Below are 14844 nucleotides of genomic sequence, written 5' to 3'. Positions count from 1 at the left end.
GGTCCAGCGATCGACACTGGCATCGGGACGGACCGATGAAATGGTTAGCTCACTTGGCTTTCGTCACCGTTGCGCTGACGCTCGGTGGGTGTGCATACCTCGATTGCGAACGGCAATGGCGTGAGAGCTATGCCCCGCCGCTCACGATGGAGAGCTCCTCGGCGACCCGGGCGGACATCGACCGGGGCCGGGAAATGATGAAACAGGACTTCATCCGCGCCTGCATGGGCTACAATTGAACGCTATTCCGGTTCGACCACCCAACTCTCGCCATCGCCTGCGACAGGAAGGTCCTGCCTCTGGCTTCGGCTTAGCCTGCTCAATCAGTGAAGGGATAGAATTCTGGCCAGGGGCATTCCGATGTAGCAGGAGTTAATCGCCCTTTCTACGGCTTTTACGCGGGGTCGAAAAGAGGAATCAGGCCCGATCAACCGACCTTGCCTAATTCCGGGGAGTCAATCCCATTTTTAGTTGAAATTGCGAAGCGGCCTCCTGCATGGGTCGTGCGGGATTTCCGCGGACGCACGAATGTTGGGGCCTCCAGTCTGAAAACCGGCCTCCGCATTTGCCGGAGGATCAACGATCGTCATGCGGTCCATACCCAACCCTGGGGTCCTGAGGTCAGGCGATGCGGGCCTCGGGCACATCCTCGCGCTGGATCTCCCGCTGGAGCGCGGCCTGGAGCTGAGGCAGATGCCGATAGCCTTTGATCCGCCGCAAGCGGGGTTCGATCGCCAAGAGGGCGCTCGCCACCCAGCGGTGCTTCTGATCCGACGTGCGCCAGCGGTCCACCTTGTCCGTCAGTTGGCCGAGTTGGGCGTTGAGCGACTCCAAGCAGTTCGTGGTCTTGAGACTGCGACCCAAGGCGCCGAAGACCCCCAGCCGATGCAGTGTCAACGTCTCCTCCCAGCCTTCCTCCAAGCTGGCCGCCGCCGACCGGTTGACGAGCCGCAGCTCCCGCCGGAGGTCCAGCAAGGCGGCCCGCGCTTCCGCAGAGGTGGGCCGTTCGTAGGCCTGCCGCAGTCGTCGGCGCCACGGGGTCTGCTGACCTTTCGGCAGATAGGCCACCACGTTCTCCCGTTTATGCCACTGACAGCGTTGCACCACGGCCTGGCGGCCGAACACCGCCTGGATCGCCTTGTGCAGCCCTTTGGCGCCATCGATCACGCAGAGCAAGCCGCAGTCTGTGCGCAGTCCCCGCTCCACCAGGCCCCGCAGGAACGCCGTGCAGACCGCGGCGTTCTCCGTGGCTGTCTGCACCACCCCCAGGAGCTTTTTCTCCCCCGTCCGCAGAATCCCCAAGGCCAGGACCATGCTGTCCTCAGCGAAGGTCTTGCCGTCGAGCACGAGCACGACCACGTCATCCTGCTCCAGCCGGCGCTCGCTGAACGTCTTCAGGGCCTGGGCGCTGGCCCGGATGAACCGCCGCGAGACACTGGAGGCGCTCAGCCCGAAGGCGTCGGGCACCGCGTCGGCACAGGCTTCATACCGGCGGCAACTCAGCCCGTGCAGCACGTTGCGGAACAGCCCCGCATCAGCGGCCCGTGGGGCGCCCAGGGCCTGGTAGGTCGGCAAGGGCACCTCCACGTTCCGGAGACGGTCCCGGACTCGGGTATAGGTCACCGGCACTTTCTGATCGAGCAGATAGACCGAGCCGCGCTGCCGGCACCAGCGCACAGCCCCCGGCTGGCCCCCCGTCCGGCTATACCGTTCGCCCGCGAGGTCGGTCACCTCTTGCTGCAAGACGTCCTCGACCGCTTGAAGCCCCAGCGGGATCACCGCCTGGATCAGGGCGACCAGGCTTGCCCGGTCCTCCACCGCCGGGATTCTGTCCAGGGCCCGCCGACGGACCGGTCGGACCTTGCCTTCTTGGGTGATTCAGACTACTGTGCGCATGAAGCGGCTCCTTTCGTTGGTGTGGGGTGGTGGTTGTCTGATCCACGCTCAGCGCCCGCCCAAACTGGCTCATGGGCTTTGCGCCGGCAAGCTGCTCGGCCACCGTCGGCTCGGCCGGCGACTGGTACGTCGTATGCTTATCGGCGTAGACCGCCAGCGGCAGCCCATACTGCCTCACGTAGCACTGGAAGCTGCCCATGGCCGGAATCGTCCCTTCATACGCATAGAACCGGGCAAACACCCGACTGGAGGCATCATCGATATACGCCATCAAGACACAGGCGGGACCGCGGCCCTCCAACCAGTCGTGGTGCGACCCATCAAGCTGGACCAGCTCACCCACATGGGCTTTCCGCTCCCGCCACGCCCGATGCGGGCGCTTGCGCCGCCGGAAGTGCGTCACGCCCTGGGCCAAGAGCCAGCCCCGCAGCGTCTCCGCGCTCACCGCGATCCCATGCCGCTCGGCCAGCTTCTCGACCGCCAGCGTCGGGCCAAAGTCCCCATACCGCTTGTCGTACAGCGTGAGCGCCTTGGTCTTGACCGGCTCCGCAATCCGCCGGTTCGACGGCTTGCCGCGCCCGCGATGCACCAGCCCCTTGTCGCCCTCCTGCGCCACCCGCCGAATGAGGCGCCGGATCTGGCGATCCGTCAGCCCCAACAACGTGCCTGCCTTCACCTGGGTGATCTGCTTGTCCATCACGTGGCGGATCACATGGACCCGCCGCAACTCCTTGGCGCTCATCACCACCCGGTCCTCTCCGACCATCCCGCCCTCCTTGTGAGGGCCGGCAGTCTACCAACGAAGAGGACATTTCTACTTTGGCGAAAGCGGACATTATCATTTTGGGATTACAAAGCCCTGTGATCCTTTCGTGACAAGCCTGTGCTAGATATGTACAATCACAGTTCTACCCAGCCTCGCTTCACCATGTCGAGAAGACTCCTTGTGATTGAAGATGACCGGGACATTGCCCATCTTTTGAGCCTTCACTTGCGAGATTTAGGGTGTGAGGTCACGCTGGCCCATGATGGCACGGCGGGTTTGGCGCAGGCTCTTTCCAAACCGTACGATCTCATCATCCTGGATCTGATGCTGCCGGGCATCGAGGGCTTGGAGCTATGTCGGCGGCTGCGCACCAGAGTTACGTATACCCCTATCTTGATGCTGACGGCGAAGTCCTCCGAGCCGGACCGGGTCCTCGGTCTCGAGGTTGGCGCAGACGACTATTTGACCAAACCATTCAGCATCCGAGAGCTTCTCGCGCGGGTGAAGGCGCTGTTCCGGCGTGCGGAGGCATTTGCGACGGAGATCTCCCCCGTGGCAGAGAAGCCAATTCGGGTGGGTCATCTGGCCATTGATGTTAGCAAGCGCAAGGTGACGGTGGATGGTAAGCCGGTAGATCTCACGGCCAAAGAATTTGATCTGCTGCTCCAGTTTGCTCAGCACCCCGGTCGAGTGTACACGCGCTCGCAGCTCCTCGATCTCGTGTGGGGATATGGGCACGAAGGTTACGAACACACCGTCAATTCGCATATCAACCGGCTGAGGGCCAAGATCGAGAGAAGCCCAGCCCGTCCCGAGTTCATCCTGACCGTGTGGGGGGTTGGCTACAAGTTCTCGGATCTAGAGGACCTCAGGAAGAAGTAGCGCGATGCGCAGGACACTCTACGGAAAGTTGGCTGCTGTTCTCCTCGGTCTGTTCTGTTCAATCGGGATGCTGGACGTCCTGCTGACCCTGTTCACGACCCGCGCCTATCTTCAAGAGGTAAACCAGAAGCTCAATCGCACCCTTGCTAGGCATCTAGTGGCCGAAAAGATCCTCATGAAAGAGGGTCAGGTGAATGAGGAAGCGCTGAAGGAAATTTTCCACATGCTCATGGTCATCAACCCCGGTATCGAAGTCTACCTGCTCGACCCGGAAGGGACCATCCTGGCATTCTCTGCCCCGCCGGGAAAGGTGAAGCGATCGAAAGTTTCCTTGGAACCGGTGAAAGGATTCTTGAGCGAGACCGATGCGTTTCCCATCCTGGGCGATGATCCCCGTGACCTCGATCGCAAGAAGGTCTTCTCCGTGTCACCTGTCCCAGTGACGGGAAAGCCTGAAGGCTACCTGTACGTGGTCCTCGGCGGTGAGGAATACGATTCCGCGGTTCAGATGCTTCAAGGCAGCTACATTTTGAGGTTGAGCTTGTGGGCGGCAGTGGCCGGCCTGCTCTTTGCTTTGCTGGCAGGGCTGCTGCTCTTTAGCCTTCTGACCCGGAGGGTCAGAAGGCTTGCTTCCACTATGGAGTCCTTCGCGAAGAGCGATTTTTCAGCACAGCTTGATGTGGCGTTGTGCGTTGAGCCTCCCAACCGTGAGGGCGATGAGATTGACCGGCTCGGGACCACCTTCAACCGGATGGCACAGCGAATCCTGCAACAAGTCACGAAGCTCAAGCAGACCGACACGCTCCGCCGTGAATTGGTCGCCAACGTGTCTCACGATCTTCGTACACCGCTTGCCTCGCTCCACGGATATCTCGAAACATTGCTCATGAAACAGGGGAAGCTGACGGCCGAGGAGCAGCGGAATTTTTTGGAAATCGCTGCGAAACAAAGTGGGCGACTGGGAAACCTTGTGGCGGAACTCTTTGAGCTTGCCAAACTGGACTCACAAGAGACACCGGTTCACTGCGAAGCATTCTCCTTGGCAGAGTTGGTCCAAGACGTGGCCCAGAAATTCCAGCTTGCCGCAGAACATAAACAGATTAGACTGCAAACCCATTTCCGAGCAGACCTTCCGTTCGTGTTCGCGGACATTGGGCTCATCGAACGGGCGCTTGAAAACCTGATCCAGAACGCACTTCGTTACACTCTCCAGGGCGGGACTGTCACCGTGGCGCTGATTCACGAACAGAGTAAAATCACCGTACGCGTTTCGGATACCGGCTGTGGGATCCCGGGCGAGGAGCTGCCGTATATCTTTGATCGATTCTATCGCGTGGGAAAGGATCAACGATCGGAGGGTGCTGGCCTTGGTCTAGCCATCACCAAGAGGATCCTGCAGCTACACGGCAGCATGATTGAGGCCCACAGCACGCTGAATGCCGGAACCACCATCGGATTCCAGCTCCCCGTATATTCGTCCTAAGTGCATCTGAGGCACATCTACCACGACGCTCAGGCCACGCGCCAGGCGTCACATTGCTGTTCGAATTCAGTGACAGGATGATACTTGTTCCGCTCTCAAAGCGACTTCATGGGGTAGCGTGATCAAAAAGTGACCGTTTTGTGAGATTCATGTGAGATGTGAGGAGGACTATCCTGATCGAGCCAGGGAAAACGGTTTAAGCGGTGTCCGCGTGGGGTCCCACACGTTCACAAGGAGAAACCACTATGAGCACGATCAGCCGTCTCACCTTTCATATCTTCGCGTCGGTGCTGGGGGTACTGATGGCGTTCTCGGTGCACGCGGCAGTGGACCGGGACAAGCTCTTGAAGGACCCCGGTGTGTACGGGACGTTTGCGGTCTTCAAAGCGGACGAGGAGTGGTGGAAGCTCGACAAGGCAAAGAGACAGTCGGCGGTTGCCGAGGCTAAGGAGGTCATTCAACAACATAGTGAGAAGGTCGCGATCGACGTCTATCTGCTGCGAGGCCTGGTGGAGCGCGCAGATTTCTTCGTTCGGGTTCATTCCACCGACCTGCTGAACAACCAGAATTTCCTCGTCGACTTGATGGGCACATCGCTCGGCAAATACCTTCAGAACATCTCGACGTTTAATGGGCTCACGAAGAAGGCGAATTACGTCCCAAGCTTCCCCGAGGACTTGAAGACCGGGCTGAAGACCATGACGGATGCCGGGCCGAAGCCGTACGCGATCGTCGTGCCGATCAGGAAAGACGCGGAATGGTGGATAACTGGCCAGGATGGGCGTACCGAGATGATGAAGGAACACACGGAAGCGGCCATGGCCTATCTGAAAACGGTCGCAAGGAAGCTCTACCACTCGAGCGGCCTGGATGACCTCGACTTCGTCACGTACTTCGAGACCGCCAAGCTGGAGGACTTCAACAACTTGATCATCAGCCTTGAGCGGGTGAAGGAGAACCGCCATAACAGGCAGTTCGGACATCCGACTCTCATAGGGACGATCCGCCCGCTGGATGAAATCTTGGAAATCCTGGCCAGGTGAGCAAGTTGGCGAATCTATCCTTATGAGACCGGGCCGGCGTCGAGAGCGGCGCCTACGGCGCTATTTGCTTCTGCTCTGATCGTTGACTTAACAAGGAGAGGGGATGATGAAGGCTCGGATTTTCCCCTTCTATCTGGCTCTCGGGAGTGTCGTAGCCATTGCCCTCTTGAGCGGTTTGGCCTTACAGGCTCTGTGGCCAAACTGGCGGTGGGAGAATAGTCCGCTTCATTCCACTGTGGAATCCATAGGAGGAATGGCAGCGGTTGGAATGGCGAAGTCAATATCGCGGTCCAATCAGATCTTTCCGTGGAGCGGGGGCATAAAATCGCTCCAGAAGTCCAACACCAGCTCCTTCATCACTTGCCATATCTGTCAAATGCCATCATCCACGTTGATCCTTTGAGTGCGTCAGGCGAAGCCCATCATCGAATCATCAAGCATGCCCATGATCAACTCTCGACTCATTCCCACTAGGAGGGGCAGACGGATTGGCACCATATCGAAGAAGGTTCTTGGAACCAGGCTGATGCTTTTCTCCCTCGTATCCTTGCTCGGCGTGGTCACAGGGCAATTTGGCACGCCGAAGGGGGATCAGGGCACGTGGATCCCTGTCAAGCCACCTGACACTCTTACACTGTAGGGGAGTTGACCTTCCACCGACTGGAAGGTTTAGACTATAAAATATTCACACTCTTACCATGACGAAGACGCCATTCCTCACGATCGCGAAGGTCGCCGAGCTGACCGGGGTGAATCCCAAGACCATCCGCTACTACGAACAGATCGGGCTTATTCCGAAACCGAAGCGGACTCAGGTGCCGCATGGGAACGGGTACCGGATCTATTCCGATAAGGATGTTCGTCGGTTAACCTTCGTGAAGCAGGCTAAATTGCTGGATCTGTCCTTGCGTGAAACCCACGAGCTCCTGGCCGCGGCGGAGGAAGGATGTTGCGCATCGATGAACCCGAAGCTTGGGCTGCTCATCGACCAGAAATTGGGCGAGCCTGACACACGTCTTGCTGAGCTTGAGGCGCTTCGTAGGAATTTAACGCGGCTCCAGCAGCAATTCAAAGACAGTCTCATCAAACCTCAGAGGCGACCAAACAAACTCGTGCTTTTCCACGTCCCGTGTCGAGATGATACCTGTGTCAATGGCAAGACCTGAGGCCCGGAAGCTTCTTCCGAGTCTCAGGCACCAGCAGAAAGGCGGTGAACAGAGATGACCACACCGTGCACACGACTCAAGGTGATCGCGCTGCTGGGGTGGCTGGCTTTGCTTGCCGGTCTCCTGGCCCCGATTACCAAGGAGACTTTGGCCGGACAGCCTGTGAGTAACGAGGGGCTGCCGGCCATCGAGGTGATCCACAAGCAGAATATTGGCCAACTGCATGGCCTGCACCATGAGATGCGGGCGACCCTCAAGCAGTTGAGTAAGGGCCGAAGTGACCACGACGCGGCCCGGCAATTGGCAAGCCAGCTTAGGGCGGTGAATCAGGTCTTAGCTACTATCGCGGCGACAGAAAAAGACCACCCGCAATGGGCCAACAGTTGGAGTCAGCGGCATGCCCGACTGGTCCTGCTCACTCAAGACATGGAGCTCCTCCTTGCCAGACAAAGCGGGGATGATAAACGGCCGACTGACCAGCTCGGTAAAGTGCTTCAGCAGATGAAAGAGATCCTGGATATCTGGTGAGCTGGCCAACTCCTCGGCTGGCGGGCTTTGCTGGCGCGCCGGCCAGGGCGAGACATCCAGTGGCCGCTTCCTGGAAACTTATTTCTTGGGCGCTGGCGCCATAGCAGTTTGAACCCCGAAGAGCTGTAACCCTTTCAGAAACCCGTGCGCTGCCCTCTCGTGCTTGGCATCCCGATCCGGGGGCATAGCGCCCTCCGCCCGGTAGGCCTCGATCAGATCCAAGGTCGTATTCATTTCCAGGAGCGCATGCGCTACATCGGCGTGGAACTTGGCTCGTTCTGGATGCTCCTGAGCCTGTGCAGCGGGTGTGAAACCTGCGAACCAGACTCCCACCGCCACAATAAAAGCAAGGGAAACTCTTCCTGCGAATGTTGTGCTCCTCATGGTGCGTCCCTCCTCTAGTTGGGATTGCTCAGGGGGTGCGATCTATGACCCGGCCGTTCTCCAGAGACTCGGCCCTGATGAAGAATTATCAAGTGTCCAGTGGCTGGAAGGTCAACGGGTGTAGGGGTAGCTCGACAAAAATTTGTCTTGACCTTCCAGCGGCTGGATACTGTACGTAAAGACCAACCTGGCCTGACTAAGCCAGGTCTCCAGTTCGGAGGATCCGCATGGCAGAGCCACAAGAGGCAATGAAAGAAGCAGTCCAAAACAATCTGGAGGAGATCCTCGCAGAGGATGGGATGAGGTATAGTCAGAAAGTGTGGAAATAGGAAAAAGGCGGTGGCAACCTTTCGGGTGACCAAACCCACCGGGCTGAGGCCCGGCCATGAAAGGAGGCACCGCCATGCGGGAGCAGAGCACAGGGACGGGAGCGGAGTCAAGGAATCTCTGGGACCAGCTGGAGGCGTTTGTGCGCGGCCACATCCAGCAGTTCGTCCAGCGGCTTTTAGTGGAAGAAGTCACCATGCGGCTGGGCCGGGCGAAGTCGGAGCGCCGGGCCGCGGTGGACATGCCGGCGGGATACCGCAACGGGTATGGCAAGCCCCGGAAGTTGACCCTGACGTGCGGGACGATTACGGTGCAGCGGCCACGGGTGCGTGGGTTGCAGAGCGCTTTGTCAGTCGCATCCTGCCGCTGTTCAAACGCCGGACCCACGAGGTCGGCGAGCTGCTGCCCCGGTTATACCTGCATGGGCTCGCGCTGGGCGACTTCGAGCTGGCCCTGCGGGGCTTGCTGGGCGACGGGGCACCCTTGTCGGCCGCGTCGCTGCAGCGGCTGAAGGCCCAGTGGCAACAGGAATATGACACCTGGAAGACCCGCCGGCTGGATGACTTGGAGGTGGTGTATGTCTGGGCTGATGGGCTGTACGTGAAGGCAGGCCTGGAAGACAGCAAAGCCGCGCTCCTGGTCATGATTGGGGCCCTGACGGACGGCCGCAAGGTGGTCTTGGCCGTAGAGAGTGGCCAGCGGGAATCAAAGGAATCGTGGGGCGCGGTGCTCCGGGATCTCCGCGACCGGGGCCTGAAGCCCTGGCGCTGCACTGTCGCGGATGGCCACTTGGGCATCTGGGCGGCCCTGGGGGAGCAGCAGCCCACCGCCGCGGAGCAGCGGTGCTGGAACCACCGGATTCTGAACGTGCTGGATGCCCTCCCCAAGAACCACCACGCCGAGGCGACGGCCATGCTGAAGGCCATGCCGTATGCGGAGACGCAGGCGACGTGTGAGCGCCTGCGGGACCAGTTCAGTCGCCGGTACCACCTGCTGGCCCCCAAGGCCGTCGCGCGCTTACACCAGGACTGGGCGCGGCTCGTCACGTTCTACCAGTTCCCGAAAGACCACTGGCGGCATTTGCGCACCACCAACGTGGTCGAGTCGCCGTTTGCCGCGGTGCGGCTGCGGACGACGGCGGGCAAGCGGTACAAGCGGGTCGAGTCCGCCACGGCGTTGATCTGGAAGCTGCTCCAAGTTGCGGAGTGCCACTTCCGGTGTCTGAATGCCCCGAAGCTGCTGCCCCTGGTCTACGCCGGCATCCAGTTTGCCGATGGCGTTCAGCAACCGGCCACGCCGAAGGAGGCCGCCGCCTGATTCCATTTACACACCTATTGACAAGACCTCGCTTCCATTCGTAGTGGAGCCTGGGCAGGTGTGCGGATCGCGCGCAAGGGAAAGACAGGCAAGGTGGGCGTTCTCTCGCGGCACAGTCCGGTCCAGCATATTGCCCCCGGTGAGGTCGCAGCGAAGTCCCAAGTAGGAACTGTACTGTAACCCCCATGGAGGGGTCAACTCTAGGGGGTAGGAAAACTTGGCCAGAGGTGAGAACTGCAACCGCACACTGACAAGATCGGCTCAAGTGTAATCATCTCAACGATACTTGTAGGACACATTTTCCGCGGACTTGGCCTGGGGCGATTATGGCGACCACGAGGCCCCGCGGCACAACAGGCGCGGTGGGCGGTACTGGTACCACCCGCTGAGAAGGTCTTCCTCCACGCACATCGGCACGACCTCGTCCGGATCCTCAGGTTCCGCGGGGAGCGGGAAGACGGCATCCCAGAACGCCTGCTCGGCGGGCAACTCTCCCCCTGAAGACACCATCATCTGGGGAAACCAGAGAAAGGGGAGGGGGCAGGGCCCGGCTCGACCCAAAACTGGCGAGATCGCCAGGGTCGGGGGACAGCCGGGCAGGAGTGTAAGGGCTGGTGGCTCCGCCCAGGCTGTCGAAGGCGGGAGCCAGAGCCCAACCAGAAGCAGCAGGGCCGTGCTGAGGAGCCGGACCATCTGGGACTGGGTCACGAAGCAGCCATCTGGCGCGGGACGGTTCGGACCGGATGGATGGGGACCGCGGGGGATGGCCAGCCGGGAGGAGCTAGTGGCGCTTGGTTGAGTGGCCATGGCCGACGGACCCCATGGTATCCAGATAGTCAGCCCATTGCTGCATCATCTGCCGCCGTTCCGCCAGAAATTTGGTGCGGTTGTAGGCCTCGCCATTCGGATCGCGGACGGTGTGCCCGAGCTGGTGTTCGATGATATCAGGCCGGAACCCCAGCCGCTCGGCGAGGATCGTCCGCGCGATCGCCCGGAACCCATGCACGACCAACTCGTCCTGTTCAATGCCCAGACGACGGAGGGCCGCATTGAGCGCATTGTCGGACATGGGGCGGTCTTTACTCCGGAGACTCGGGAACACGTACGGGCTGGACCCGGTCACCGGCCGCAGCTCCCGCAGGTAGGCGACGGCCTGTCTGGCTAAGGGGACGATGTGATAGCGCTTCTTCTTGATCGGTGTCCTGGTTTTGCTCAACGGAAATTCCCACTGCGCAGCGTCCAAGTCCATGTCAGCCCACCGAGCTTGCCGGAGTTCCCCGGGACGAACGAAGACCAATGGGGCGAGGCGCAAGGCCGTGGCCACGACGAGGGTCCCCTTGTAGCCGGCGATCGCCCGAAGAATCTCTCTCAGCTTCTCCGGATGGGTCGCGGCCTCGGCCGCGAAATGTCCCTGCTGCGTGGGCTTCAGCGCCTTCGCTAAGCGGCGCGTCGGATCCTTGTCCGCCTCGACCCGTCCGGAGGCCATGGCATACGCGAAGAGATCCCGGCAGTTCCCGAGGACCCGATGGGCGGTTTCCGGAATGCCGCGCTCCTCGATCTTGCGGAGCACGCTGAGCAGCTCGGGCGCGGCGATCTCCCGAATCGGCCGGCTGCCCAGGAACGGGAACAGGTAGCACTCCAGCCGGCGGAGCACCTTCGAGCTGTAGGAGGCGGCCCAGCCCGACGCCTGGTTGGCGAACCACTCCCGGGCGACGACCTCGAAGGTCTCGGCCTGGCAGCGCGCCTGGGTCTGCTGGGCCTGCGCGCGATGCGCCAGGGGGTCAACCCCGTTGGCGAGCAGCCCCAGCGCGGCATCCCGTTGCGCCCGCGCGTCGCGGAGACTGATCTCCGGGTAGGTGCCGAGTGAGAGGAGGTGTTGTCGGTGCTGCAGCTTGTACCGAAACCGCCACCATTTGCCGCCCCCGGGTGAGATGAAGAGGAAGAGCCCGTGCCCATCGTACAGCTTGTAGCGCCGGGCCTTCGGCCGGGCCGTCCGGATCTTCGTGTCGGTGAGCAGCCCCCGCGTCCGATTGGGCGGTCGGGCCTGCGCGGTCGCCAGTTCCAACATGGGACGTCCTCGCCGCGTGGACACCGCAGAGTGGGGACACTCCTCGGGATCACACTGGAGTGTCCCCACCGAGTGTACCCACCCTGCCCGGAGCTGTCAAGCGACCGCTTGAGTGGGTGTGACAACGAGAAGTGAAGAAAACCAATGACTTGTAGAAACGGTGAGACGGCCAGACACCACGTGAAAAGGAGGGATGGTGGCGGTGGAGGGTATCGAACCCCCGACCCGCGGCTTATGAGTCCGCTGCTCTACCAACTGAGCTACACCGCCAACAAATTGAATTTACTTAACTTTATTGAGCTTCAGCCTCCTGGTCATGGCAGGTGACGATAGCAGTTCGATAGTAGTTGGAACAAGGCATTTCGGATTCATCGCTGCCGCCTGCTCCATCGCTGCCCGCTTCGCGGGATCATGCGCTCGCGTGTACAGTTCGGTCATGCGGATATCACTATGACCGAGGAGGTCTTGCAGGATCCTCGTGGGGGCTGTCTGCCCTCCCCTGGTCGCGAATGTATGTCGGAGCGTGTGAAAGTCTACTTTTAACGCAGACAGCCCTGCGTCTGCAACTGCTTTGCGGAAGTGTCGCCGATACCAGTTCGCATGGTTGATCGGCTTCTCAGGATTCAAGGCCTGCGGGAACACCCATCCCTGTTCGGGTTGGCCTTGCTGCTCCCACAGCCAGCGCAGGTACAGCATGCCTTCGCTAGGGATCGGCAATTCCCTCGCCTGGTGACACTTGAATTTGGGCAGGTAGAACAGGGCGGCTGGCCAGGAGAGCCATTCCCAACGGAGCGTGAAGAACTGCGCGCGGCGCAGCCCCAGCACCACGTCCAGTCGCGTGAAGAGCCGATCGAGCGGCCGGAGCTGCTTGTAGAGCCGATCTTCCTGATCCGGGGTCAAGGGGATCCGGCGGGCCTTGTCCTGTTCCGCGTCATACCATTCGATGTCGGCCCAGAAGTCTAGGACCCAGGATTTGGGCTTGATCTTGCGGTTCATGAAGGCCCGGAGGAATTTCCCATAGTGGTTGACGGTCGAGGCCTTGCGACCCTGGGTGTGCAGCTCGGCGAGCGCCGCGGCGACCTCGGATGGCTGAAGCGAGAGAGGCGGCCGATGGCCGTACCGCTGTTTCCAGAACTTCGCGAACCGCTCCTGCCCGCGATAGTCCTCGCGCTTGCCTTTCAAGTCGAGAAGGTACTGATCGATGAGCTGCTCCATCTGGCCGGTGGTCGGCTGGACCTGGCCGGGGGCTTGTTTCTGCTTGCGCTCCTCGGCCTTCTTGTCTTGGATCGCGTTCAGCGCCGCGGTCTTCGTCTTGTAGGGCCCGAACCAGGTCATCTTTCCGAACCAGGCAATGCGGATGCGGTGCTCGATCTGCCCAGTGCGTTTGTTCCGGGTCGGGAAGTAGCCCTTCTCTCTAGACGGCTTCTGCCGGCGTGGCATGGCGATGGCCCTTCTTGGTGAGCATCGGACGAATGCCCTGGTCGAGCAGGAACTGCACGATGTCCGGTGTCGGGTGATACCACTCACCGTGTGAACGGCTCTTGTGGAACAAGAGGTGCAGGGCCTTTTCCTGCTTCTCCGTTCCTGGCAGAACCCCCAGCAGGGTCAGCGGATGGGAGTTCATGAACTGAAGACCACGGAGGCGCTTGGCGATGTTGGTTGCGTACCCGAGCTTGATGGGGCCGCCCGGCCCGCCTTGGACAATGTAGATGCCGGGGCCCTGTGGTGCCTGATCCATCCTCGCGGGGAGCCGAGTGATGATGCTGCGGTGAATCTCCAGGGGAATCGAAAGGCCGAGATCTGCGCGGTCTTTCAGCGCGCGCTGATGGATCTTCTTCTGTTCGATCGTCTGGAGAGCCTCGTCCTTGGAGGCGTAGGGGCCAAATCCCTTCATCTTCCCGAACCAACTGATGCGAATCCAGTGCTCCACAGCGCCCGTTCGCCTGTTGATCCGTGGAAAGTAGCCTTTCTCGCTCGCCGGCTTCAGTCGTTTGGGCATAGGTCCTCCTACAAAGCCCGTCCCCACATCTCCAGTTCCCAGGTATCGAGATGCTGCAGGCGGGGGCACCAGGTGCACTCGTAGGCCGTTAAGGCCTGCTCGACCTGCGCCCGGATCCCGGCGGGGTGGGTGACGGCGATCCTGGCGACGGCCGGCTCGGCATAGCGGCAGGGGAAGTACCACGGTCGGTATCCAGGGCCGGAATACTCCACCTGGCTCTTCCCCGGCTCGTTCGAGCAGCCTTCGGGCCCACACCCCAGTTCAATCGTCGTTCGCACGGTGTAGGTGATCGGGATAAGCTGCGCCTCGAAAAAGCCCTTCTGTACAGTGTAGCAGTGGGCCTTCCACTGACTCGGCCCGAAGCTCTTCTCGTAGCACCGGAGGATGCTGACGACGCGCTGAGGGTTGACCCGCTGGCCGTTCCCGTAGGCTTCCGCGCAGGGATGCCGGAGGAGGAGTTCTGCCAGGGAGAGGGCCGCATGCACCTGTGCTCTGGAGGACAGGGCGAACGTGACCTGATACCAATCCCCATCCTTCATCGGCGTGAACGGAGTCGTCAGGTGGCCCTGTTCGGCGACCTGCAGCATGGCGCGAAGCCGTGCCGACCGGTAGTGGGTGAAGCGGAAGGTGAGGGTGGGGGGCGCCATCGTGTGTTTTCGTGCTCCCCGATCTACTCCCGCAAGAGGTCAAAAATCGTCTCTGCAATGCGGAGCCTCTTTGGATCAGGCCTCCCCTTTCCGCCCAGCGACCCATCTGGTCGTAGGTACTGATGAATTTCCACAACCCATTGTCCAGAAGGCTCGCAATACCGTATGACCTGGCTCCGCGTTCCTGGGGGCTCGCCGCGGAGGTGCGGTTCTTGCAAAACGCTATCCCAGAGCATCACGGCATTAAGTTCTCCGGCTGCGATCCGATTAGGATATTGACTCCGGTTGAATAGGTCGCGCATAGTAGCAGCAGACACTCGCTTGACCGGCAGGGGAGG

At 60.8% G+C, this 14844-nt stretch carries 12 protein-coding genes, 1 tRNA gene and 2 pseudogenes; 8 read left to right on the top strand and 7 right to left on the bottom strand.

The genetic code is table 11. From position 1 onward, the window contains the following. Positions 1 to 35 precede the first annotated feature (35 nt). On the top strand, positions 36 to 239 hold the full coding sequence (locus AC1U7O_RS12875) for a hypothetical protein (RefSeq protein WP_479895183.1): 204 nt from the start codon (positions 36 to 38) through the stop codon (positions 237 to 239). 382 nt (positions 240 to 621) lie between these two features. On the opposite strand, the gene AC1U7O_RS12870 is transcribed toward AC1U7O_RS12875, so the two are convergent. Next, entirely contained in the window at positions 622 to 1878 is a 1257-nt protein-coding gene (locus AC1U7O_RS12870; RefSeq protein ID WP_479895275.1) for an IS256 family transposase, read from the bottom strand. Positions 1879 to 2473: 595 nt separating this feature from the next. Beyond that, a pseudogene (locus AC1U7O_RS12865) lies at positions 2474 to 2638 on the bottom strand (helix-turn-helix domain-containing protein); the annotation flags it as partial. Positions 2639 to 2824: 186 nt separating this feature from the next. Here AC1U7O_RS12865 and AC1U7O_RS12860 point away from each other — a divergent pair. The 7 genes and pseudogenes from AC1U7O_RS12860 (at position 2825) to AC1U7O_RS12830 (ending at position 9792) form a co-directional block, all read left to right on the top strand. Next, the gene (locus tag AC1U7O_RS12860) at positions 2825 to 3544 is read left to right on the top strand and encodes a response regulator transcription factor (RefSeq protein WP_479895274.1); all 720 of its coding nucleotides are present in this window, start codon (positions 2825 to 2827) and stop codon (positions 3542 to 3544) included. 4 nt (positions 3545 to 3548) lie between these two features. Further along, positions 3549 to 5027 (top strand): ATP-binding protein, encoded by a 1479-nt coding sequence (locus AC1U7O_RS12855; RefSeq protein WP_479895182.1) that lies wholly within the window; start codon positions 3549 to 3551, stop codon positions 5025 to 5027. Positions 5028 to 5272: 245 nt separating this feature from the next. Beyond that, positions 5273 to 6070, top strand: a complete 798-nt coding sequence (locus tag AC1U7O_RS12850; protein WP_479895181.1) for a chlorite dismutase family protein — start codon at positions 5273 to 5275, stop codon at positions 6068 to 6070. Between the two features lie 240 nt (positions 6071 to 6310). Further along, positions 6311 to 6544 carry a cation transporter dimerization domain-containing protein gene (locus AC1U7O_RS12845; RefSeq protein ID WP_479895273.1) on the top strand — a complete coding sequence of 78 codons (234 nt, stop codon included), beginning with the start codon at positions 6311 to 6313 and terminating at the stop codon, positions 6542 to 6544. A 224-nt stretch (positions 6545 to 6768) separates the two neighbouring features. Beyond that, positions 6769 to 7236: a MerR family transcriptional regulator gene (locus tag AC1U7O_RS12840; RefSeq protein WP_479895180.1), complete on the top strand. Its 468-nt coding sequence runs from the start codon at positions 6769 to 6771 to the stop codon at positions 7234 to 7236. Positions 7237 to 7317: 81 nt separating this feature from the next. After that, positions 7318 to 7764 (top strand): hypothetical protein, encoded by a 447-nt coding sequence (locus tag AC1U7O_RS12835; RefSeq protein ID WP_479895179.1) that lies wholly within the window; start codon positions 7318 to 7320, stop codon positions 7762 to 7764. 787 nt (positions 7765 to 8551) lie between these two features. After that, a pseudogene (locus tag AC1U7O_RS12830) lies at positions 8552 to 9792 on the top strand (IS256 family transposase). Positions 9793 to 10573: 781 nt separating this feature from the next. Here AC1U7O_RS12830 and AC1U7O_RS12825 read toward each other — a convergent pair. The 5 genes from AC1U7O_RS12825 to AC1U7O_RS12805 form a co-directional block, all read right to left on the bottom strand. Continuing rightward, positions 10574 to 11860: a tyrosine-type recombinase/integrase gene (locus AC1U7O_RS12825; protein WP_479895178.1), complete on the bottom strand. Its 1287-nt coding sequence runs from the start codon at positions 11858 to 11860 to the stop codon at positions 10574 to 10576. Between the two features lie 194 nt (positions 11861 to 12054). After that, positions 12055 to 12130, bottom strand: a tRNA-Met gene (locus AC1U7O_RS12820). Between the two features lie 12 nt (positions 12131 to 12142). Continuing rightward, entirely contained in the window at positions 12143 to 13300 is a 1158-nt protein-coding gene (locus tag AC1U7O_RS12815) for a tyrosine-type recombinase/integrase (RefSeq protein ID WP_479895177.1), read from the bottom strand. Continuing rightward, positions 13275 to 13859 carry a GIY-YIG nuclease family protein gene (locus AC1U7O_RS12810; RefSeq protein ID WP_479895176.1) on the bottom strand — a complete coding sequence of 195 codons (585 nt, stop codon included), beginning with the start codon at positions 13857 to 13859 and terminating at the stop codon, positions 13275 to 13277. Before AC1U7O_RS12810 ends, AC1U7O_RS12815 begins: the two co-directional genes overlap by 26 nt. 8 nt (positions 13860 to 13867) lie before the next feature. Beyond that, on the bottom strand, positions 13868 to 14506 hold the full coding sequence (locus AC1U7O_RS12805; RefSeq protein WP_479895175.1) for a hypothetical protein: 639 nt from the start codon (positions 14504 to 14506) through the stop codon (positions 13868 to 13870). Between the last annotated feature and the right edge of the window lie 338 nt (positions 14507 to 14844).

Source organism: Candidatus Nitrospira neuquenensis (assembly GCF_979578155.1).
This window is presented reverse-complemented; position numbering and strand designations above follow the sequence as displayed.